The organism is Microcystis flos-aquae FACHB-1344 (genome assembly GCF_014698375.1).
Lineage (GTDB): Bacteria > Cyanobacteriota > Cyanobacteriia > Cyanobacteriales > Microcystaceae > Microcystis > Microcystis aeruginosa.
Map to the genome: position 1 here is coordinate 32325 of NZ_JACJSW010000220.1, position 20733 is coordinate 53057.

The 20733-nt window shown below is 44.3% G+C and carries 22 protein-coding genes and 1 pseudogene; 18 read left to right on the top strand and 5 right to left on the bottom strand.

Annotated elements, in window-relative coordinates; translation table 11 throughout:
• Positions 1-56 precede the first annotated feature (56 nt).
• The 11 genes and pseudogenes from rpsO (at position 57) to H6G48_RS23400 (ending at position 9045) form a co-directional block, all read left to right on the top strand.
• On the top strand, positions 57-326 hold the full coding sequence (gene rpsO / locus H6G48_RS23350) for a 30S ribosomal protein S15 (protein ID WP_002738807.1): 270 nt from the start codon (positions 57-59) through the stop codon (positions 324-326).
• Between the two features lie 24 nt (positions 327-350).
• Entirely contained in the window at positions 351-815 is a 465-nt protein-coding gene (locus H6G48_RS23355; RefSeq protein WP_002763019.1) for a PAM68 family protein, read from the top strand.
• Positions 816-873: 58 nt separating this feature from the next.
• Complete coding sequence (aroF, locus tag H6G48_RS23360) at positions 874-1929, top strand: 3-deoxy-7-phosphoheptulonate synthase (protein ID WP_045360366.1); 1056 nt, start codon at positions 874-876, stop codon at positions 1927-1929.
• A gap of 65 nt (positions 1930-1994) precedes the next feature.
• Positions 1995-2651: a Uma2 family endonuclease gene (locus tag H6G48_RS23365; RefSeq protein ID WP_190723486.1), complete on the top strand. Its 657-nt coding sequence runs from the start codon at positions 1995-1997 to the stop codon at positions 2649-2651.
• A 20-nt stretch (positions 2652-2671) separates the two neighbouring features.
• Positions 2672-3324 (top strand): annotated as a pseudogene (locus H6G48_RS27295) (Uma2 family endonuclease).
• A gap of 532 nt (positions 3325-3856) precedes the next feature.
• The gene (locus H6G48_RS23375) at positions 3857-4672 is read left to right on the top strand and encodes a Cof-type HAD-IIB family hydrolase (RefSeq protein ID WP_052275762.1); all 816 of its coding nucleotides are present in this window, start codon (positions 3857-3859) and stop codon (positions 4670-4672) included.
• Between the two features lie 156 nt (positions 4673-4828).
• Positions 4829-5563 carry a dienelactone hydrolase family protein gene (locus H6G48_RS23380; protein WP_190723488.1) on the top strand — a complete coding sequence of 245 codons (735 nt, stop codon included), beginning with the start codon at positions 4829-4831 and terminating at the stop codon, positions 5561-5563.
• A gap of 96 nt (positions 5564-5659) precedes the next feature.
• Positions 5660-6517 (top strand): S1 RNA-binding domain-containing protein, encoded by an 858-nt coding sequence (locus H6G48_RS23385; protein WP_190723537.1) that lies wholly within the window; start codon positions 5660-5662, stop codon positions 6515-6517.
• A 117-nt stretch (positions 6518-6634) separates the two neighbouring features.
• Positions 6635-7477, top strand: a complete 843-nt coding sequence (locus H6G48_RS23390; protein ID WP_190723490.1) for a DUF6671 family protein — start codon at positions 6635-6637, stop codon at positions 7475-7477.
• A gap of 13 nt (positions 7478-7490) precedes the next feature.
• Complete coding sequence (locus H6G48_RS23395; RefSeq protein ID WP_190723492.1) at positions 7491-8150, top strand: class I SAM-dependent methyltransferase; 660 nt, start codon at positions 7491-7493, stop codon at positions 8148-8150.
• A gap of 25 nt (positions 8151-8175) precedes the next feature.
• Positions 8176-9045: an NAD(P)-dependent oxidoreductase gene (locus tag H6G48_RS23400; protein WP_190723494.1), complete on the top strand. Its 870-nt coding sequence runs from the start codon at positions 8176-8178 to the stop codon at positions 9043-9045.
• 437 nt (positions 9046-9482) lie between these two features.
• Here H6G48_RS23400 and H6G48_RS23405 read toward each other — a convergent pair whose 3' ends face one another.
• Both H6G48_RS23405 and scpB read right to left on the bottom strand, forming a co-directional pair.
• Complete coding sequence (locus tag H6G48_RS23405) at positions 9483-9833, bottom strand: DUF760 domain-containing protein (RefSeq protein WP_002803308.1); 351 nt, start codon at positions 9831-9833, stop codon at positions 9483-9485.
• Positions 9834-9968: 135 nt separating this feature from the next.
• Positions 9969-10487, bottom strand: a complete 519-nt coding sequence (gene scpB / locus H6G48_RS23410) for an SMC-Scp complex subunit ScpB (RefSeq protein ID WP_190723496.1) — start codon at positions 10485-10487, stop codon at positions 9969-9971.
• Between the two features lie 61 nt (positions 10488-10548).
• On the opposite strand from scpB, the gene H6G48_RS23415 reads away from it, so the two are divergent.
• Entirely contained in the window at positions 10549-11361 is an 813-nt protein-coding gene (locus H6G48_RS23415) for an inositol monophosphatase family protein (RefSeq protein WP_190723498.1), read from the top strand.
• Between the two features lie 59 nt (positions 11362-11420).
• Entirely contained in the window at positions 11421-12185 is a 765-nt protein-coding gene (locus tag H6G48_RS23420; protein ID WP_190723540.1) for an ABC transporter ATP-binding protein, read from the top strand.
• Between the two features lie 121 nt (positions 12186-12306).
• On the opposite strand, the gene ndhD1 is transcribed toward H6G48_RS23420, so the two are convergent.
• Positions 12307-13890 carry a photosynthetic/respiratory NAD(P)H-quinone oxidoreductase subunit D1 gene (gene ndhD1 / locus H6G48_RS23425; protein WP_045360515.1) on the bottom strand — a complete coding sequence of 528 codons (1584 nt, stop codon included), beginning with the start codon at positions 13888-13890 and terminating at the stop codon, positions 12307-12309.
• Positions 13891-14275: 385 nt separating this feature from the next.
• A complete protein-coding gene (locus H6G48_RS23430; protein ID WP_190723500.1) occupies positions 14276-15013 on the bottom strand; it encodes a phycocyanobilin:ferredoxin oxidoreductase in 738 nt (245 codons plus the stop codon).
• A gap of 205 nt (positions 15014-15218) precedes the next feature.
• On the opposite strand from H6G48_RS23430, the gene H6G48_RS23435 reads away from it, so the two are divergent.
• Together H6G48_RS23435 and H6G48_RS23440 are read left to right on the top strand one after the other, a co-directional pair.
• Entirely contained in the window at positions 15219-17531 is a 2313-nt protein-coding gene (locus H6G48_RS23435; RefSeq protein WP_190723502.1) for a transglutaminase TgpA family protein, read from the top strand.
• 286 nt (positions 17532-17817) lie between these two features.
• Positions 17818-18282, top strand: a complete 465-nt coding sequence (locus H6G48_RS23440; protein WP_002778570.1) for an SRPBCC family protein — start codon at positions 17818-17820, stop codon at positions 18280-18282.
• A gap of 73 nt (positions 18283-18355) precedes the next feature.
• Here H6G48_RS23440 and H6G48_RS23445 read toward each other — a convergent pair whose 3' ends face one another.
• Entirely contained in the window at positions 18356-18559 is a 204-nt protein-coding gene (locus tag H6G48_RS23445; protein ID WP_002762986.1) for a ssl0294 family protein, read from the bottom strand.
• 70 nt (positions 18560-18629) lie between these two features.
• On the opposite strand from H6G48_RS23445, the gene H6G48_RS23450 reads away from it, so the two are divergent.
• The 3 genes from H6G48_RS23450 (at position 18630) to H6G48_RS23460 (ending at position 20691) form a co-directional block, all read left to right on the top strand.
• A complete protein-coding gene (locus H6G48_RS23450) occupies positions 18630-19145 on the top strand; it encodes a DUF1499 domain-containing protein (protein WP_190723504.1) in 516 nt (171 codons plus the stop codon).
• A gap of 44 nt (positions 19146-19189) precedes the next feature.
• Complete coding sequence (locus H6G48_RS23455) at positions 19190-19687, top strand: DUF427 domain-containing protein (RefSeq protein ID WP_045356290.1); 498 nt, start codon at positions 19190-19192, stop codon at positions 19685-19687.
• A 122-nt stretch (positions 19688-19809) separates the two neighbouring features.
• Entirely contained in the window at positions 19810-20691 is an 882-nt protein-coding gene (locus tag H6G48_RS23460) for a 4-hydroxybenzoate solanesyltransferase (protein WP_190723506.1), read from the top strand.
• The last annotated feature ends 42 nt before the right edge of the window (positions 20692-20733 follow it).

A 20733-nucleotide genomic window follows, 5' to 3' on the forward strand; every position in this document is an offset into this window, starting at 1 on the left:
ACCAGAAACGTGATACTATGATAGATTGCAGTGTTTAAGCAGAGATCACGAGTCCTATGGCCTTAACCCAGACCAAAAAACAAGAACTAATCAGCCAATATCAGGCCCACGAAACCGATACAGGATCATCGGAGTTACAGGTAGCTTTCTTAACCGAGAGAATCAACCAACTGACCGAACACCTGAAAGCTAACCCGAAAGACCATGCTTCCCGTCGGGGATTACTCCAGATGATCGGTCGTCGTCGGGGACTGTTAACCTATATCCAGAAGAAAGATCAACAACGTTATCAAACCCTGATTGGTCGTCTCGGAATTCGCCGTTAAGCATACCCCCTTTGCATCCCTACCATGGCCTCTGAATCGAAATCGACGGAGAAAAAAGAACGTCTCCCCTTTGAGCCGCGCCAAAATAAGCGAAAAACCCCGAAAATTGCCCCTAGTCCCGTGCCACCGCCCCTAAAAAATCGCTCCGAGGAAACCAGCTTAAAGGCGATTCCGCAAGTGGTCAGTCAACGGATGGCCAAACGGATGGCGGTATTTTGTGGCCTGCCGACGGCACTGGGGATAGCTTCCTTTTTTGGCTTCTACTGGATTATTAGCCACGATCTTCTCGAAATCCCTTCCTACGTCGCCATGCTCGTCAGTTTAAGCCTATTTGGTCTAGGTTTCATCGGTCTGAGTTATGGCATCTTCTCCGCTTCTTGGGATGAGGATCGGGTGGGGGATTGGCTAGGATGGCAAGAATTTCAAGCTAATTTTGGCAGAACGATCGCCGCATGGCGGTCCGGCAAAAAAGAAGTGGAAGAAAAATAGATAACCTCTAGAAATCGTCAACAATAGAGATTAAAGAAAAAAATAAAAGGTTAATGCCATGATTATTGTCATGAAAGTTGGTTCCCCGGAAATTGAAATCGAGCGCGTCAGTGCCGAATTCGAGGCATGGGGATTAAGTCCCGAAAAAATCGTCGGTAAGCATAAAGTTGTCATCGGTTTAGTCGGAGAAACCCGGGAATTAGACCCCCTACAAATCCAAGAATTAAGCCCTTGGATCGAAACCGTCCTGCGAGTCGAACAACCCTTCAAACGCGCCTCTTTAGAATACCGTCACGGCGAATACAGCGAGGTTTTAGTCCCCACTCCTAACGGTGTTATCCCCATCGGCAGAAATCATACCGTTAGCATTGTCGCCGGCCCCTGTTCGGTGGAAAATGAAGCGATGATCGTGGAAACTGCCAAACGAGTGGCGGCAGCCGGAGCGCAATTCCTCCGCGGTGGTGCCTACAAACCCCGCACTTCTCCCTATGCTTTCCAAGGTCACGGGGAAAGCGCTTTGGAATTACTAGCGGCGGCTAGAGATGCCAGTGGTTTGGGTATTATCACGGAAGTAATGGACGCAGCGGATCTCGATAAGATTGTCGAAATAGCCGACGTGGTGCAAGTGGGGGCGCGCAATATGCAGAATTTTTCCCTCCTGAAAAAAGTTGGGGCGCAACCGAAACCGGTCCTACTCAAGCGCGGCATGGCGGCCACTATTGAAGATTGGTTGATGGCGGCAGAATATATCCTCGCCGCAGGAAATAGCAATGTCATTCTCTGCGAACGCGGTATCCGCACCTTTGACAGTAAATATACTCGCAATACCCTAGATTTATCCTGTATTCCCGTTTTAAGAACTTTAACTCACCTGCCGATCATGATCGATCCTAGCCACGGTACGGGTAAATGGGAATATGTCCCGACCATGGCCATGGCTTCCCTGGCAGCCGGGGCCGATTCCTTGATGATCGAGGTACATCCTAACCCGGCGAAGGCCCTATCTGATGGGCCGCAATCCTTGACCCCCGACCGATTCGATCGATTAACTCAGGAGTTAGCGGTCATTGGTAAGGCGATCGGGCGTTGGCCCCAGGTTCCGGCACTGGTTTGATAAGATGATCAGGGGGTGAGTCAACCCCCTTTTTTTGGGCATAAATTTCGCTTTTCGGGGCAGTTATGGTGACAGTTCCTCTGGAGTTAAATACTAGCGAAATCCGGGCAGAAAGACGGGTTACTTTTTATCATCTCAATTGGCTATCCTATCAGCAAATTTTACAGGCACTAGGGGAAAATAATCGCGCCCATTTATTTTATGATCGTGGCACTTTAGAAATTACTATGCCCCTAGAAGAACACGAGTTTTATCGAGAATTAATCGGATTGTTTATTCGGATTTTGGTGGTAGAATTGGGTTTAAAAATTAAAAGTATGGGTTCCACAACTCTAGCTAGGGAAGATTTAGAACGAGGAGCAGAACCCGATAATGCTTACTATATTCAAAATCAGGCTAAAGTGCTGGGGAAAAGGATTAATTTAACTGAAGATCCGCCCCCAGATTTAGTGGTGGAAGTGGATATCACCCATACGGATATTAATAAATTAGCACTTTATGCCCGTTTGGGAGTGCCGGAATTATGGCGTTTTAATGGACAAATCTGGCGCATTTATCGGTTAGAAAAGGGGGTTTATCAGGAAGGAGAATTTAGTCCGACTTTTCCCCTAGTTCCGAAAACTAAACTCTATGAATTTTTAGCCACTGCTAAAGAGGATGAAGTGAGGGCAGAAAAGAATTTAAGAGCATGGCTTGTTAGTCAACTAGCTAAAAATAATTAACCAGGGCAGTTGAGGTAATTATGGTGACAGTTCCTCTGGAGTTAAATACTAGCGAAATCCGGGCAGAAAGACGGGTTACTTTTTATCATCTCAATTGGTTATCCTATCAGCAAATTTTACAGGCACTAGGGGAAAATAATCGCGCCCATTTATTTTATGATCGTGGCACTTTAGAAATTACTATGCCCCTAGAAGAACACGAGTTTTATCGAGAATTAATCGGATTATCTATTTTTTGGTGTCCGAATTGGGTTTAAAAATTAAAAGTATGGGTTCCACAACTCTAGCTAGGGAAGATTTAGAACGAGGAGCAGAACCCGATAATGCTTACTATATTCAAAATCAGGCTAAAGTGCTGGGGAAAAGGATTAATTTAACTGAAGATCCGCCCCCAGATTTAGTGGTGGAAGTGGATATCACCCATACGGATATTAATAAATTAGCACTTTATGCCCGTTTGGGAGTGCCGGAATTATGGCGTTTTAATGGACAAATCTGGCGCATTTATCGGTTAGAAAAGGGGGTTTATCAGGAAGGAGAATTTAGTCCCTCTTTTCCCCTAGTTCCGAAAACTAAACTCTATGAATTTTTAGCCACTGCTAAAGAGGATGAAGTGAGGGCAGAAAAGAATTTAAGAGCATGGCTTGTTAGTCAACTAGCTAAAAATAATTAACTAGGGCAGTTTTTGAGGTAATTATGGTGACATTTTATCTAGAGTTAAATACTAACGTTTCTTGTCAGGCTGATAATTTCTTTTCCCAATTTAATATTGTTTTATTCGTGTATCCAAATGTTCGGACTGTTGCATTTAATCCCATGCCTTCCATCCTAGCTTTCAATACTTTGACAATTTTCGAGGGATTTCGCTAGAATACAGAAAGCGGTAAAGCGCGTAAGGGATCACGGAAACCTCCCGCTCCTTTGTACCTCGGAACAAATATCGCCCTTGAAAATGTAATGGTGACGGGTCAAGCAGGATAGAAGCTTAACGGCTAAGGTCAAAACAGCCCACAAATAAAATTCAGATCCGTCCGCCGCCTGGCAGTCGGTAGACGTTAAACTAAAACGCTTGTGGATTCGGTCTGACGGGGGCATAGTCTTCCGATTGTGTCTAGTTAAGAGGAGTAGAAGCAAGAATCTCCAGTCACAGCGTAGCTTGACGGCGAGAGTGTCAATAACTGTTGACTGTTGAATGGGACATGACTGTGGATATTCGCTTAATCGTTGTCGATGTGGATGGAACGATCGCCGGTGATAACAATCAGGTTAATCCAGCTGTGGTGCAAGCTGTCTCGGCCGTCCAAAAAAAGGGAATTCCCGTCGCTATTGGCACTGGTAGGATGTACCGCTCGGCTTTACGTTTTCATAAACGCCTTAAATCCACTTTACCTTTAATTGCTTACAATGGCGCTTGGATTCAAGATCCTGTTTCCCAAGTTCACCATCGACATACTCCCATTTCCCCCGACTTGGCGATCGATCTTTTAGATTATCTCGAACAACCCCAATGGAAAGAGAAAATCTCCCTTAATTTTTATATGGACGATGTGCTTTATGTGCGGCAATTAAACGCGGAAACGGAATTCTATCGGCAGCGATCGGGTATTATTGCCGAAGCAGTGGGAGATTTACGCAAAGTTGCCCACAAAACCACTAAAATCCTGGCCATGGGGGAAGATAAGCAATTTATCGCCGAGATTTGGCATCATTTACAGCAACGCTATCAAAATCAAGATTTATACTTTACCCAATCGAGTCCGACTTTTTTTGAAGTTACCCACGTTGAGGCTACCAAGGGAAGCGCCACCCAATTTTTGGCCGAAGATATCCTAGGATTACAACCGCAAAACGTTATGGCGATCGGTGATAATTTTAATGATGTTTCTATGCTCACCTATGCGGGTGTCGGTGTTGCCATGGGTAATGCTCCCCAAGCTGTTAAGGATCAAGCCGATTGGGTTGCCCCCAGTGTAAACTTAAATGGGGTGGCTGCGGCCTTGGAAAAGTTTGTTTTAATTTGAGGAATTGGGGAGATGGGGAGATGGGGAATTGGGGAAATGGGGAATTGGGGAGATGGGGAATTGGGGGAATTCAACTAAAACCCTACAACCCTAAGACCCTACAACCCTACAACCCTAACACCCTAACACCCTAACACCCTTTTCACCGAGAAAATTATGACTATTAATACGCAAACTGTTACGATTCCTAACAAAGATATTGACATAGATGCCTATTTAGCCATTCCCGATCGGGTGGGAATTTATCCGGCAATTATCGTGATTCAGGAAATATTCGGCGTAAACGACCATATTCGCGATGTCACCCGCAGAATTGCCCAAGAAGGCTATATAGCGATCGCTCCTGCCATTTATCAGCGATTCGCTCCTGGTTTTGAAACGGGGTACAGTATAGAAGATATCGAAATCGGTCGTCAGTACAAAGAACAAACCAAAGCAGCCGAATTAATCAGCGATATCCAAGCCACCATCGATTATCTTTATAGTTTGCCACAGGTGCAAAAAACCGGTGTCGGCACGATCGGTTTTTGTTTTGGTGGTCATCTGGTTTATCTTGTCTCCACTCTAGAGGATATCAAAGTTACTGCCTCTTTTTACGGTGCAGGAATCACCACGGGAACCCCTGGGGGTGGTCAAGCGACGGTGAAGGTGACTCCCCAAATCAAGGGGACAATCTACGCATTTTTCGGGATGTTAGATAGCAGTATTTCTCAAAAGCAAGTGGATGAGATCGAAAACGCATTAATCCGTTATCAAATCCCTCATCGAGTTTTCCGCTATGAAAATGCCGACCATGGCTTTTTCTGCGACCAAAGGGCTAGTTATAATGCTAATGCGGCCAAATCTGCTTGGGATCATGTGCTAGAGTTATTTAGCCTTCTTAAATCTTAATGGTCTGACCCCTCAAGCTTCAGCTTACACTGGAAGCAGATCGAAATTATACTTGTAACCATTCTATTTATCATGACACCGAACCCTGCCTTTTCCATGGACGATTTTGCCAAAGCTCTTGATCAATACGATTATCAATTTGAAAAAGGGCAGATCGTGCGCGGGAGAGTCGATCAACACACCTCCGATGGAGCATTCATCGATATTGGCGGCAAATCCTCCGCTTTTATTTCTTTAAGGGAAATTTCCCTGGAAAATGTTACTTCCATTGCCGAAGCTTTACCCATAGATGCAGAATTCGATTTTCTGATTACCCGTGGACAGGACGCGGAAGGACAAGTTACCCTGTCTCTGCGGCAATTATTACTACAAAAAGCTTGGGAAAATGTCAGGGAAATCTCTGAAAGTGGCAAGTCGGTACAGCTGCGCGTCACGGGGGTGAATAAGGGGGGAGTGACGGGAGAAGTGGAAGGATTAAAAGGATTTATCCCTCGCTCCCATTTAATCGAAAAAAATGATTTAGATTCCCTGATCGGACAACTTTTAACCGCAACTTTTATTCAAATCGATCAAGAAAATAATAAATTAGTTTTATCTCAGCGAGAAATTGCTCGCGCTAACGCTATCAGTCAATTAGCTGTGGGTAAATTATTAAGTGGCACCGTGGTTAAATTACAACCCTACGGTGTCTTTGTCGATTGCGGTGGAGTGACGGGATTACTCCATGCTAAACAGGTGACAGGAGCCTCTTTTAATTCTCCCATGACTTTCTTTAAAGTTGGTCAGGCAATTCAAGTGGTAGTCGCGGAAATTGACGAATATAAAAACCGCATTTCCCTATCTACAAAAATCCTGGAAGCGCACCCCGGGGAAATTCTCGAAAACTTTGCAGAAGTCATGGAAACAGCAGCAGAAAGATTAAAACAAGCTCAGGGAAAAACCCCAGAAACTTAGTGTAGCGTGGGTTAGGCGACAATAATTTAGATATTTTACCACCTATTTAGTATTCGCCGTAACCCACCATCAGTTATCAGGTGAATTTGTCTCCTGTCTCCTTTTTACTTGACAAAGATGTTTCAAGATCGGATAGCAATTTTAGGGACTATGCACGGAAAAGAGCGGGTGATTGCACCGATTTTAGCGCAAGAAATAGGCCTTAAGGTGATTGTACCCGATAATTTTGATACCGATCGCTTTGGCACTTTTACCCGGGATATTAAGCGCATCGGGACACAAATTGAAACCGCTCGCGGGAAGGCACAACAAGCGATCGAGCTTTCGGGATACGATATCGGAATTGCTAGTGAGGGTAGTTTTTATCCCTATCCTAACTTGCCGCTAGTTTCCTGTAATCGTGAATTGATTTTATTGTTCGATCGAGTCCATAATCTAGAAATAATTGGTCAAGCAATAGTCACGGAAACTAATCACGCTCACCAAACTGTAACTAATCTAGCAGCTGCTTTAGAATTTGCCGAAAAAATCGGCTTTCCTAGTCATGGTTTAGTGGTGATGTTTGATAAAAATTCTCTCGACTCTGAGCATATTTTTAAGGGAATTACTGACCAGAAAAATTTAGTTAAAATTGTTGAAGATATTCTTGACAAAAACGGCAAAGTACACCTAGAAACCGATATGCGCGCTATGCACAATCCCACGCGGATGAAAGCAATTGCAGCTGCGACAGCAAATCTGGTGCAGAAACTTAATCAATTATGTCCTAATTGTGGTTGTCCGGGGTTTGATATTATCGAAAGAAAAGCGGGTTTACCCTGTGGTTTATGTCACTTTCCCACCTCTTTGATTAAACTGGAACTATACGGTTGTCAAAGGTGTGATTATCGAGAGGAAAAACTCTTTCCCAACGGTCAAAAAACCGCCGATCCAATGTATTGTGAATATTGTAATCCCTAAAGATAGCTTTTCTATGGAAAGAATTTTAGAACCAGAAGTAATGGATGATCGGGAAGAAGCGATCGAATATGATGCCATGGACTTCACAGAAGTTAATACTAATTTCGCTAAAGAAGCCGTACAATTGGCCGGTATTAATGCTAGGGTGTTAGATGTAGGAACCGGTACTGCACGCATTCCGATTATACTCAGTCAACTACGTCCCCAATGGCAAATTATCGCTATTGATCTGGCCGATTCTATGTTAGAAATTGGTCAAAAAAATATCCTTAATGCTAACTGTCAAGAACAGATAAAATTAGAAAAAGTTGATGGGAAAAATCTTCCTTACCAATCCGAGCAATTTGATTTAGTTATTTCTAATAGTTTAATCCACCATCTCGAAAATCCTCTGCCTTTTTTACGCGAAATTAAGCGAGTTTTAAAACCCAATGGTGGCATCTTTTTAAGAGATTTATTCCGTCCCGATTCCGAGGAAATAATCCAGGGGATGGTGAGGGAAATCGATCCTAATTTTTCTCCACGACAAGCGCAACTATTTAAAGATTCTCTCCAGGCCGCTTTTACCCTAGCAGAAATTGCCGATTTAATCCAGCAATCGGGATTAAAAAATGTTAAAATTTATCAGTCTTCCGAACGTCATTGGACAGCCATAAAAACAAGTAAAAACTAATCACTAAATCAGGAAAAATTAAGTTATGAAAGTTGGATTTTTGGGAACGGGATTAATGGGAACGCCAATGCTGGAAAGATTATTAAATCAGAGAATTTCTGTTATTGCCTATAATCGCACCTTAGAAAAATTGACAGCTTTACAGCAGTTAGGAGCCAAAACAGTTAGCTGTCCCGATCAGGTAATTCAAGAGGCAGATTGTCTGATTTTAATGTTAACTAATGCCGCCGCTATCCAAGAGGTTTTAGGATTAAATTCCGAGCAATCCAACTTCAATAATCGTACTATTATCCAGATGGGAACCATTGCCCCTTCTGAAAGTAAACAACTGCGAGATCAAATTGTTGCTAAAGGGGGAGAATATCTAGAAGCACCCGTTTTAGGAAGTATTCCCGAAGCTAAAAAGGGGACTCTCTTAGTTATGGTGGGAGCAACGGAGAAACAGTTCCATCAATGGTCAAATTTATTAGCACATTTTGGTCAAGAACCGATGTTAATCGGGGAAGTGGGAACCGCCGCGGCGTTAAAATTAGCTTTAAATCAATTAATTGCCGCTCTAACCAGTGCTTTTGCTTTGAGTTTAGCTTTTTTATCCCAGCAAGGAGTAGATCTAGAAAAATTCATGACTATCCTGCGTCAAAGTGCCTTATATGCGCCTACTTTTGACAAAAAATTAACCAGAATGTTAGAAGAAAATTATGCTAACCCTAATTTTCCCACTAAACATTTACTCAAAGATGTCAATCTCTTTTTAGAGGAATCGGAGAAGTTAGATTTAAATACTTTTCCCCTAACAGGAGTACAGCGCCTTCTTGAAAAAGCTTTAGAAATGGGATTCGCAGAGGACGATTATTCAGCTTTATACGGGGCGCTGAAAAAAGAATTAAGTAGGTAGGCGTTAAAAATTATCAGACACCCCCCTTATCAAGCGTAGGGTTGATTCATGAATCAACCCTACCTTATCAAGGGGGGGCAGGGGGGATCGAACCTAAAATCCATTTTTAATTTAATTATAACCAGCTACTTATAAACCGCTTGGCAACATCAAAAAGACTCTTTTTGGTTTGTCTAGTCGGACAACTGATAGGAGAAAAACTGGTAAAAGGCTTTAAATTTTCCTTAAGCTTTGTTGAGGTGGCCGGAAGAGGGGGTTAGAGTGGGAAGTGATGGAATTTTGGGCATATTCTCCTATGACGCTGACTGAATTTGGATTATTAGCGGGTTTACTTGTCCCCGGTATCCTGCTCTCGATTTTGGTGATGGTGAGTTTTGCCAAAGGGGGTTAAAAAGTGATAGAGACACCGATGAAAGTGTCTCTGTCTTCGGTGAAGATTAATCTATTTTTGGTTTTTTGCCTAATTTAATTGATTCTGTAGCTAACAAAATTGATTCTAAATGATGGCGCTTCTCCACTTGACCGAGGAAATAACCGGTCATCATCGCTGAAGCGAGAAGATTAGCCAAATTCTCGCGGTCGGTGGTAATTTGTACCGCAAAATCCTCTGAGGGCAACATTCCCACCAATCCCTTGACGTTTTGCGAGATAATATCTTTAATTTCGCTACTGACCGATTGGGCTATTCTCTCAAGGGTTTCAGGATGCTGCTGCTGGAGATACTGCATCAGACAGTTATCATTTTGTTCTTCGGTTTCCCAGGGAAAAAAATCAGGATTAAAAGTCATCAGAACTCCCACGCTGTAGTGGTTATTAGATTTAGGTTAACAAATCGCTCTTCTTGATTGCCCGAAGTCCCCCCATCTTCCTCAAGTTTAGCTCAGTGATCAGAAATATTCACCCATAATATACCCTCTCTCTCCTTATTCCTGAGCGGTAGCTTCCAGAATACCCTGTTCCCTAAGATTGTCAACCTCGAAATATTGATGAAATTTATCGGTTACTTCTAACCAGTAGGATCTACCTTCGTTTTGCTTGCGTTTTCTCACAAATCCTCGTTCTACCAAGTCCTGAACCTGTTGATAGGCCGTACTGCCCCGTAAATTAATTAAATCCGCTTGCAAAATCGGTTCTTTCAGTGCGATCGCTGCTAAAGTACGGAGAGTTCCCGTGCCTAATTCGGCCGGGATCAGGTCTTCGATCAAATTCTGATAAGCTGACCGCAATTGTAAACTATAACCGAGGGGGGTTTCCACCACTTCCAAGGCACTATCCCGGTGGGCATAATCGGACATTAACTCGATCATGGCATCTTCCACCGTCAAGCGATCGCTGTTGGTTAATGTCACCATCTCGGTTAAGGGGACAGGCTGCCCTTTTAGGTAAAGTATCGCTTCTAGACGGGTAGCTAGTCTGATCTCCTGGTGGGCTTCCGCGCTCAATCTCGACTACCTAAGTTTAGACAATGATTTAATATTCTACTAGAAGACGAACGAGAAAATTATGGAAACTTTTTGGAGTCAGGTTTTAGACTTTTGTTATCAGGCTACCGAGCTGGTGGGCGATCGCCTACTAGCTGATTTTGGCAAATTACAGGCCACCAATAAAGCAGACGGGACTTTAGTGACGGCTGCCGACCGTTGGTCCGATGGGGAATTGCGATCGCTAATTGCCCGCACTTTCCAGGACCATGGAGTCCTAACCGAGGAAACTACCCATATTTTCCCGGATCAAGAATGGTGTTGGGTAGTGGATCCAATCGACGGTACAACTAATTTTACTCGCGGTATTCCCATCTGGGGCATTTCCCTAGGACTTCTCTACCGGGGGACTCCCGTGTTCGGATTTGTTTATCTCCCCTGCCTAAAACAGGCCTATTATGGTTATTGGTACGGTGAGACGGGTTTAACCGGTCCAGAGGGGGCCTACCGCGATGGTCAACCGATTCACACCAGCGACGATTTTCCTAGCAAAAATCATCTGTTTAATCTCTGCGCCCGTAGTACAGATATATTTAAAAATCCCTTTCCCTGCAAAGTGCGGATGATAGGAGTGGCTAGTTATAATCTGCTTTTGGTTGCCGATGGCACGGTGTTGGGAGGAGTGGAAGCAACCCCGAAAGTCTGGGATATTGCTGCGGTCTGGGCAATTCTACAGGCCGCTGGCGGAGTATTTATCTCTTTAGGAGAAAAGATTTTTCCCTTGCAGGTGGGGGAAAATTATAGCGATCGATCCTATCCCTGTTTAGCCGTGGCTCGATCGAATTTAGCGCCGGTTTTCTTGCCTTTAGTCGGTTTTCTCAAGGATGTTGCTTGAATGGAGAATTGCTCAGGTTAGAATAGCTGCATTTAATGGTTTTATCTCTATATTATTTCATGAGTTTTGATACTTCCTCTCTCAGCGAACGCAACGATAAAGCCGAAGTCTATCAGCCAGTAATTATTCGCCTCGAAAATGTATCTAAAATCTACGGCAGTGGCGAAACCATGGTTAAAGCTCTTAATAACGTCAATTTAAGCCTGAAAAAAGGGGAATATTGCGCTATTATGGGGGCATCGGGTTCGGGAAAATCCACGGCCATGAATATTATCGGCTGTCTTGATCGTCCCACCTTGGGAGCTTATTATCTAGAAAATCTGGACGTTTCCACGCTGCCGGATGGGGATTTAGCCCAGATTCGCAATCGCAAAATCGGCTTTGTTTTCCAGCAATTCCATCTTTTACCCCAGATGAGCGCACTAGAAAATGTCATGTTACCGATGATTTATGGTGGGGTTTCTCCCCAAGAAAGAAAGGAAAGAGCGATCGCTGCTTTAACGAAGGTAAAATTAGATAATCGACTGCACAATAAACCCAATCAATTATCGGGGGGACAACAGCAGCGCGTTGCTATTGCTAGGGCAATTGTCAATCAACCCATATTATTACTTGCTGATGAACCGACGGGGGCGCTAGACTCGAAAACTACCCAAGAGGTGATGGCTATTTTCTCGGAATTGAATAACAGTGGCATTACTATCGTCATGGTAACTCATGAGGCTGATGTGGCGCGTCACTCTCAGCGCATTATTTGGTTTAAGGATGGTGAAGTGGTTTATCCTAATCTCGCACCGACGGATTTACATGAGGTGATTGGGTAGGGTGGGGATTTTTCAGTTATCAGTGAACAGTAATCAGTAAACAGTGAAAAGACAGTAGGAAACTGCTATTTAATACTGCTCACTTAAAACTCAAATCTGATAACTGATAACTGATAACTCCTTAGATTTCGGGGGCTTTGAGGGAATAAAGGGAGAAACTAGCGGTTTTTGCCTTTGCCTGTTGCACTAAACTGGGGACAGAATTACGCGCTAGGGCGGTTAATTTATTGGTAGTAGCATCGTAAATTGTCGTGGCTACTTTGGGATAGAGTCCAATGCCGATAATTGGCACTAATAGAGAAGCGATGATAAAGACTTCCCGGGGTTCCGCATCTACTAGGGCATGGTGTTCTTCTAATTCCTTATTTTCCGGCCCATAGAGAATTTCTCGCAACATGGACAAGAGATAAATCGGGGTGAGAATGACACCGATAGCCGCTAAAAAGACGATAATAACGCGGAAAGTGGGACTATAGGCATCACTGGTGGCAAAACCGATAAATACCATTAATTCCGCCACAAAACCGCTCATCCCGGGCAAAGCTAGGGAAGCGAGGGAACAGGTGGTCCACATGGCAAAAACTTTCTTCATTTTCTTGCCGACACCGCCCATCTCGTCTAACATCAGGGTATGGGTGCGATCGTAGGTACAACCGACCATAAAGAATAAACTCGCCCCAATCAGTCCGTGGGAAATCATCTGTAACATCGCCCCACTTGTACCAATATCGGTAAAGGAAGCCATGCCAATCAGCACAAATCCCATGTGAGAGATGGAAGAATAGGCAATTTTGCGCTTAAGATTGCGTTGGGCAAAGGAGGTTAAGGCGGCGTAGATAATATTAACTACCCCTAAAATCACCAAAACGGGGGCGAAAACGGCGTGAGCATCGGGTAACATCCCCATATTCATCCGTAAGAGCGCATAACCACCCATTTTAAGCAAAATTCCCGCTAGTAACATATGGGCGGGGGCAGTGGCTTCGCCGTGGGCATCCGGTAGCCAAGTATGGAGGGGGAAAATCGGCAGTTTTACCCCGTAGGCAATCAGAAAACCGGCGTAGAGGAATAATTGCAGTTTCAGGGGGAAATCCTTGCCAGCAATAGTCACCATGTCAAAGGAGACGGTATCGCCATAAAAAGCCATCGTCAGCGCCGCTACAAGGATGAAGAGAGAGCCTCCGGCGGTGTAAAGGATAAATTTGGTGGCCGCGTAGAGACGGCGTTTACCGCCCCAAATGGAGAGGATGAGATAGACGGGGACTAATTCTAATTCCCAGACGAGGAAGAACAGTAACAGATCCTGGACGGCAAACACCGCAATCTGTCCCCCGTACATCAACAGCATCAGGAAGTAGAATAGTTTCGGTTTAAAAGTCACCGGCCAAGCCGCTAAGATAGCCAGAGTGGTGATAAATCCCGTTAAGATAATCAGAGGCATGGAGAGGCCATCGGCTCCTAAAGACCATCTTAGGTCAATTTCGGGCAACCATTGGTAACTTTCCACTAATTGCAGATTGGGATTAGCGAAATCGTAACTGGTATAGAAAGCGTAGATAATTAGGGCAAAGTCGATTAATCCCACCGTCAGAGCAAACCATCTCACGGTTTTACCGTCTTTATCGGGAATTATGGGAACCAATAAAGCGGCGACGATGGGAAAAAGGATGATGGCAGTTAACCAAGGAAAGTTCGTTAGATTCATCGGCTGTTTTAATATTTATTTAATTGTCAGAATCGAGAAATTAAGCTAGGGCTTTTTGGCGGTTTTACCGGGGAAAACCGCTTTTTTTCTCTTGTTCTCGCGGTTACAGTTAACTGTACCTAAATCAATCTAGCAATTATTTTCCTGTCCTTGTCTATTAATATTGTTAAGTTTCAAGAGACTTCTGCCCTAATTAATTTTTGAGAGTTCAAAAATGGGAAAAATAGCGATGAAGTTGCAGAAAATCTCTAAATAAGTGGGTAGGTGTTAAAAATTGTCGGCTCCCCCCTTATTAAGGATAGGGTTGATTCATGAATCAACCCTACGATGAATCAACCCTACGATGAATCAACCCTAGTAGCAAGGGGGAAAGGGATAGTTCAGTTTAATCGGGCAAATCAAAGAGAACACCCGTCATATAACGCTCTGCCCATTCCCAACCAAAGGCTTTTTCTAGTACACGCCGAGTTTTATCGTTTTTTTGCTGTTGACTACAATAATCCCGTTGTCCCTGTAAATAAATGCGCGCTTCTTCCCCGGAAAGAGGCTGACTTGCCTTAGCACATTTGCAGTGAATTGTCAAGAAATCTGTTACTCTTTGTAAAAATTGTCGTTCCTCGGCGGCGGTTGCGGGACGAATAAACAGACAATATTGGGAGAAAATATGACCCCAAGGCGGTAAATCACGAGCTTGGGCGAAATCAGCCCCAGGTAGAGCCGCTAAAGCTTGATTATAGGCACTAGGGAGAGTTTTATCGCCACTGGTGGGAGAAAGATCCACAATAGCGGCACTGATTCCCGCTTTGCCGGAGACTATATCACATCCGAACATCGGCAGCGGATATTCTGGACGGGGGAACATGACACAGTGAAGGATATCCAAACTATTGCCCAGTTTAGCCAGTTCTAGGTGCATTTTGCGGAACTGGGGAGTTTGATAGCAGCGATTCTCGATAATTAATTTTTCCCCTTCTAAACGTCCCTCCACATAGCCTAAACCTTCCGGCAACTCAAAGGGCGACAAATCAAGATAATTTTCCCAGTGGGACAGAATTGCCGTGGCTAATTGTCCAATCAGGGGATGAAGTAACGGTAAAATTTCAGGCTTGGTAACGGCTATCATAGGTCAGTAATCAGTTATCAGTAATCAGTTATCAGTAATCAGCTTTTTTCTCCCTATCTCCCCTGCTCCCTTCTCCTGTCTCGGAGTCTCCTGTCTCCTGTCTCCTGACTCCTGACATCTAAAATCCACTTTACCCCATGGAGCGATCGAGATTAGAACTGGGAAACATAAAATTAACTTTTTGATCCTTCTGCCAATTTACCCTATGGTTAGCAGTGCCGCTCGTCCAAGACCTTCCTTAAAAACCCTCTGGCAAAAGATAGAATCTTCTCCCTTGCCGGAAACCGAGGAATCGATTATTTTAAGAATTCTGGTGCAAGCTTTAGTAATCGTGGGTATTATCGCCACCGATGTGGCTACCGATAGTTATACCAGTATTTGGGCTGTTCCTCTCAGTATTATCGGCGGAATCTGGAGTTGGCGACGCAGGAAAAAGCGCAATATTGGGGCAAAATTTTGTATAGCCATCGGAATGTTGGTAGTGTTGGCGCTATTCTTGGGTGATATCGTTGCGATGCAGGATAGTCGCATTGCCTTAACACAATTATTAATTCAATTACAAATTCTCCATAGTTTTGACCTGCCCCGACGCAAAGATTTAGGGTATTCTATGGTAATCGGTTTAATTCTCTTGGGAGTCGCCGGGACAATCTCCCAAACCCTCGCTTTTGCGCCTTGGTTAATCCTCTTTCTGCTTTTATCCCTACCTACCCTAGTTTTAGACTATCGTTCTCGTTTAGGTTTAGATAATCTCAATCAGAGTCTCCCTTTCTTCTCAAGGAAATCCCCGCGTCTAGCCACAAAAAAATTAGTTTCCCCACAAAATTCTCCCCTTTCTCCCAAACGTTTTGGGATTTTCTTTCTGACAATTCTCCTCTTGGGATTGACAATTTTTGCCCTGATGCCGCGTTTTCCGGGTTATCAAATTCAATCTTTTCCCGTCAATAGTCCAGGAGGTATGGAAAATCAGGATTTTGAACAGGGAGACCGACAAATCGTTAACCCCGGCTATGTGCGCGAGGGTGAAACGGGGAATGGTGGCGTAAATGGCGGTAATAGTCCCACTACGGGGTCAGGACAGCTAGATTCTACCTTTTATTACGGTTTTAACCCCCAAATCAACCAAAATTTGCGGGGAAGTATGACTCCAGAAATAGTCATGCGGGTACGTTCTCAAGCCCCCGGATTCTGGCGGTCCATGGCCTTTGATCGCTATACTGGTCAAGGGTGGCAAATCTCGCGAGATCAAGAAGTAGAGGATTTAAATCGCAGTAGTTGGTCCTATCGCTTTTTTGTGCCGCTACCTGCAACCCAGGCAAAAACCCATCAGGTAGTCCAAACTTACAGCATTGTCTCCAGTTTACCGAATATTATCCCCGCTCTTACTTCGCCTCAGTTTCTCTTTTTTCCTACCCGACAGGTATCTTTAGACCGAGAAAATAGCTTAAGGTCGCCGGGGGGGTTAGCGGAAGGGCTAACTTATACTGTAATCTCACAAGTGCCGGAACGCAATCGCAGCCAACTGCGATCGGCCCCAGAAACTTACCCGAAGGCTATTCTCAAGTATTATTTACAAATTCCTGCCGAAATTGCCCCGAAAGTCCGCCGAAAAACCGAGGAATTGCTGGCAAAATCTCCCACACCGTTAACCTCTCCCTACGAGAAGGCCCTATATTTGGCCCAAGCATTAAAGCAAAACTATGAATTAAAAACCGATTTGCCCTTTTTAGCCGAAAATGAGGATTTAGTCTCGGCCTTTTTGTTTCGTTTTCAGGGGGGTTACGCCGATCATTTTTCCACCGTGTTAACGATTATGTTACGCTCGATCGGTATTCCTGCCCGATTAGCCACCGGTTTTGCTCCTGGCCAGTTTAATCCTTTCACTGGCTTTTATGTTGTCCAAAATACGGACGCTTACGCCATCACAGAGGTGTTTTTTCCAGGTTACGGTTGGTACACTTTCGATCCTATCCCGGGCCACGAATTAATTCCCCCATCCTTTGAGGAAGTGGAACCTTTTAGCGTCCTCAAGCAATTTTGGCAATGGGTAGCCGGATGGTTGCCCTCTCCAGTAACGGGTTTTCTCGGTCTGATTTGGGAAAATGTTATCGTTACTATCGGTAAGTTATTGGCATGGTTATGGCGCTTTATTTCCAGCAGTCTTTTAGGGGGAATTCTCGGCGGTTTAGTGGGGGTCGTCTTCGCTTACGCTGGTTGGTTAGGATGGGGACAGTTCCATCGTTGGCGTCGGGGTCGCAAGTTGGCAAAACTACCACCAATCGAGCGTTTATACCAGCAAATGTTAGGAATCTTAACAGAAGCCGGTTATGGTAAACATCCCGCTCAAACCCCTTTAGAATACGCCGCCGCCGCCCGCATTGTCCAACCGCCCCCGGTGGCGAATATTATCGAGGAAATTGCTCGCGCCTACGTTGATTGGCGTTACGGCGGGAAATCGGCTAATATCGAGAGTTTACGCCAACGTTTTCGAGAATTTGTCAAGTTGGTGAAAAAGTGAGCTTGAGCCTATAGTTAGGGTTTGCGGCAAAAAGTTTTTCAGCAAATCCTAAATAATTAGTCTTTAATAACAGAAAACGGGTTTCTTTAAGAAACCCGTTTTCTAGACAAACCTGACTCCAATAGCAAATTAGGTTACACTTCATCTTGATGAGAAAGGCTATAAACAAGACTATGTTAAGAAATGTAACCAAGGCCGAAACCCTTACTGTTGCCTTGTCTGCACAGTTAACTTTACTTTTGTCCGACTACCGATAATTCTCAGCCAGCAATTTATAAGCAGATCAATGTCATCTTGTCAAGTATTTGAACAATCAATTCAGATTAAAGCTAGTGCCACGACGGTAGAGCGTTGTATCACGGATTTAGAGTTAATGCGTCGTTGGTTGAATCCGGTGTTAGTTTGTGAACCTATCGGGGATTGGAAGACCGATATCGGTGGGAGAAGTCGTTTTTTGATTCAAATTCCCCTAATTCAGCCAACGCTGAAAAGTACGGTGATTGAGAGGGAACCGGGGTTAATTGTCTGGCAATTTGAAGGCTTTTTTCGCGGATGCGATCGCTGGGAATGTCAACCCAATGATGGCGGCACTTGTCTAATCAATCGTTTTGAGTTTGCGATTCCCAATCCGGTTGTGGGGTGGGGATTCCAGCAATTCGCCGCCAAATGGACTAAAAAGGATATGGAAGCGCAATTAAGACGCTTAAAACGAGTAGCCGAGGAAATTTATCTACTTTCAGCAACAAGTTAAGCTGATGGGGTGGTAAGCGGGGGGTTTTGGGGATGGGAGAATACCCTCACCCCCAACAGCTAACCCCTGATCCCTAATCGATCGAGATCGACTGGGGACCGTTGCCGTTATCCTGATTATTGTCGTTAAAACTGACTAATCCCTGCTGTTCTAACCATTTTTTGAGGGGATCGTCCGAAAGTTTCAAGCGCAGTAATCCAGAGGCAAAACCACCGAAAAAAGCGATCGGTTGTTGAATCAGTTCTTTAACAACGGGTTGTAATTCATCGAGAAACATCTTATTCTATCTCCTGATATTGTCACACCTATCAATGTTAAGTTAATTGAAGTGATTCTGTGAGACTAGCATGACTGAAACTTCCGACACGGTGAAAAAATCTTTCCGGCTAACCCCGTTTATTTTCCTGGGAATACTGCTCATCTGGCTAGGAATTAGGTTAATTGCTCCCGATAGCGTCAGTTTATTCGCCGGTACTCGTCCCGATTATTTGGGAGTCAGGGAGGGTAAACTGGCTCCTTGTCCAGTCACTCCTAATTGTGTTAGTAGTCAGAGTCAGGATCCAGCTCATTCGATCGAACCCCTTAGTTATCAGGGTAGCGGTGAAAAAGCGATCGAGCAATTAGCTAAAATTATCGCCTCCCAACCGAGAACTAAAATTATTAGCCAAGATAGTAACTATCTCTACGCCGAATTTAGCAGTCAATGGATGGGATTTGTCGATGATCTGGAATTTTCTCTCAATCCTAGCAAAAATGCGATCGATGTTCGCTCGGCCTCCCGGTTAGGAGAATCGGATTTAAATGTCAATCGAGAACGAGTGGAAACCCTGAGAAAACTCTTTTCAGTGATCAGTAATCAGTAAACAGTGAACAGTGAACTGACTCGGAGAATACGATAAGAAAAATTATGTTTCGTCCCCAACCGATACCAGCAAAAGCAGGACAGGAATCCGTCTGGGATTATCCTCGTCCCCCGCGCCTAGAATTATCGCCTAAACACCTAAAAATTATCTTTAATGGGGTGATAATTGCCGATACTAAAAGCAGTTATCGAGTTCTAGAAACCAGTCATCCTCCAGTTTATTATCTACCGCCCCAAGATATTAAAATGGAATACCTGCAAGCCACAGCAGAAAAGTCTTTTTGTGAGTGGAAAGGTCTAGCGGGATATTACAATATCACCGTTGGCGACCAACAGGCAATTAACGCCGCTTGGTATTATCCGGACCCGACACCAGAGTTTCAGGCAATTAAGAATTATCTGGCTTTTTATCCTGCCAAAATGAGCGCTTGTTATGCCGACGGGGAATTAGTACAACCGCAACCGGGCAACTTTTACGGGGGATGGATAACCTCCGATGTAGTTGGTCCGTTTAAAGGCGTTCCCAATAGTTGGGGCTGGTAATCACGTTAAGTAGGTAGTCGTGCAAAATTAACTTCTTGGTTAGGAAAGGCAAAAGGCAGCTTTTTTCTCCCCACTTCCCCATCTCCCCCTTAACTCCTAGTTTCTACTTTTTACGAGAAATTATGACTATATCCCAACCCGATCTAGAACCCACTTGGATGACGATTATTCGCCTCTTGCGCTGGGATAAACCCGCAGGTAGGTTAATTTTGATGGTTCCCGCTTTATGGGCGGTATTTTTGGCGGCAGACGGGGTGCCACCGCTACCCTTGATCGGGGTGATCGTTTTGGGAACTTTGGCCACTAGCGCCGCCGGTTGTGTGGTTAACGATCTTTGGGATCGCGATATCGATCCACAAGTCGATCGCACTCGTAACCGTCCTTTAGCGGCCAGAGCTTTATCGATCAAGGTTGGTTTGATTATCGCTCTGATTGCTTTCTTTTGCGCCGCAATTTTAGCTTTATATCTGAATTTCCTGAGTTTTTGCCTATGTGTGGCCGCCGTTCCCTTGATTATCTGCTATCCCCTCGCCAAGCGTTTTTTTCCTGTACCCCAATTGGTTCTTTCTCTCGCTTGGGGTTTTGCGGTTTTAATCTGTTGGAGTGCCGTCACCGGGTCGTTAAATAGCAATACATTTATATTATGGGGAGCGGTGATTTTTTGGACATTGGCATTTGATACTATTTATGCTCTGTCCGATCGAGAGGATGATCTCAAGGTTGGTATTAACTCTAGTGCCATATTTTTCGGCAAATACGCCCCGGAAGCCGTGGTGGTCTTTTTTGCCCTAACAGTGGGTTTATTGGCTTGGGAGGGGCAAAAAATGCAGTTATCAGCCTTTTTTTGGCTAGGGTTGGGTCTAGCGGCGATCGCTTGGTTGCGTCAATACTGGTTGTTACGTCAATCGGATTTACCTAAACCAGTTTATGGTCAAATGTTCGGTCAAAATGTTTGGGTCGGTTTTATTTTATTAGCGGCTATGATTGCGGGGAGTGATTTTTAAATAAGTAAATCGAGTAATTTTTGACTCTTTCGGTCTTCCCAA

Excerpts from the sequence above, each read along its gene's own strand:
- rpsO (WP_002738807.1), top strand. The coding sequence starts at position 57 with ATGGCCTTAACCCAGACCAAAAAACAAGAACTAATCAGCCAATATCAG.
- H6G48_RS23355 (WP_002763019.1), top strand. The coding sequence starts at position 351 with ATGGCCTCTGAATCGAAATCGACGGAGAAAAAAGAACGTCTCCCCTTT.
- aroF (WP_045360366.1), top strand. The coding sequence starts at position 874 with ATGATTATTGTCATGAAAGTTGGTTCCCCGGAAATTGAAATCGAGCGC.
- H6G48_RS23365 (WP_190723486.1), top strand. The coding sequence starts at position 1,995 with ATGGTGACAGTTCCTCTGGAGTTAAATACTAGCGAAATCCGGGCAGAA.
- H6G48_RS23380 (WP_190723488.1), top strand. The coding sequence starts at position 4,829 with ATGACTATTAATACGCAAACTGTTACGATTCCTAACAAAGATATTGAC.
- H6G48_RS23385 (WP_190723537.1), top strand. The coding sequence starts at position 5,660 with ATGGACGATTTTGCCAAAGCTCTTGATCAATACGATTATCAATTTGAA.
- H6G48_RS23390 (WP_190723490.1), top strand. The coding sequence starts at position 6,635 with ATGTTTCAAGATCGGATAGCAATTTTAGGGACTATGCACGGAAAAGAG.
- H6G48_RS23395 (WP_190723492.1), top strand. The coding sequence starts at position 7,491 with ATGGAAAGAATTTTAGAACCAGAAGTAATGGATGATCGGGAAGAAGCG.
- H6G48_RS23400 (WP_190723494.1), top strand. The coding sequence starts at position 8,176 with ATGAAAGTTGGATTTTTGGGAACGGGATTAATGGGAACGCCAATGCTG.
- H6G48_RS23405 (WP_002803308.1), bottom strand. The coding sequence starts at position 9,833 with ATGACTTTTAATCCTGATTTTTTTCCCTGGGAAACCGAAGAACAAAAT.
- H6G48_RS23415 (WP_190723498.1), top strand. The coding sequence starts at position 10,549 with ATGGAAACTTTTTGGAGTCAGGTTTTAGACTTTTGTTATCAGGCTACC.
- H6G48_RS23420 (WP_190723540.1), top strand. The coding sequence starts at position 11,421 with ATGAGTTTTGATACTTCCTCTCTCAGCGAACGCAACGATAAAGCCGAA.
- ndhD1 (WP_045360515.1), bottom strand. The coding sequence starts at position 13,890 with ATGAATCTAACGAACTTTCCTTGGTTAACTGCCATCATCCTTTTTCCC.
- H6G48_RS23430 (WP_190723500.1), bottom strand. The coding sequence starts at position 15,013 with ATGATAGCCGTTACCAAGCCTGAAATTTTACCGTTACTTCATCCCCTG.
- H6G48_RS23435 (WP_190723502.1), top strand. The coding sequence starts at position 15,219 with ATGGTTAGCAGTGCCGCTCGTCCAAGACCTTCCTTAAAAACCCTCTGG.
- H6G48_RS23440 (WP_002778570.1), top strand. The coding sequence starts at position 17,818 with ATGTCATCTTGTCAAGTATTTGAACAATCAATTCAGATTAAAGCTAGT.
- H6G48_RS23445 (WP_002762986.1), bottom strand. The coding sequence starts at position 18,559 with ATGTTTCTCGATGAATTACAACCCGTTGTTAAAGAACTGATTCAACAA.
- H6G48_RS23450 (WP_190723504.1), top strand. The coding sequence starts at position 18,630 with ATGACTGAAACTTCCGACACGGTGAAAAAATCTTTCCGGCTAACCCCG.
- H6G48_RS23455 (WP_045356290.1), top strand. The coding sequence starts at position 19,190 with ATGTTTCGTCCCCAACCGATACCAGCAAAAGCAGGACAGGAATCCGTC.
- H6G48_RS23460 (WP_190723506.1), top strand. The coding sequence starts at position 19,810 with ATGACTATATCCCAACCCGATCTAGAACCCACTTGGATGACGATTATT.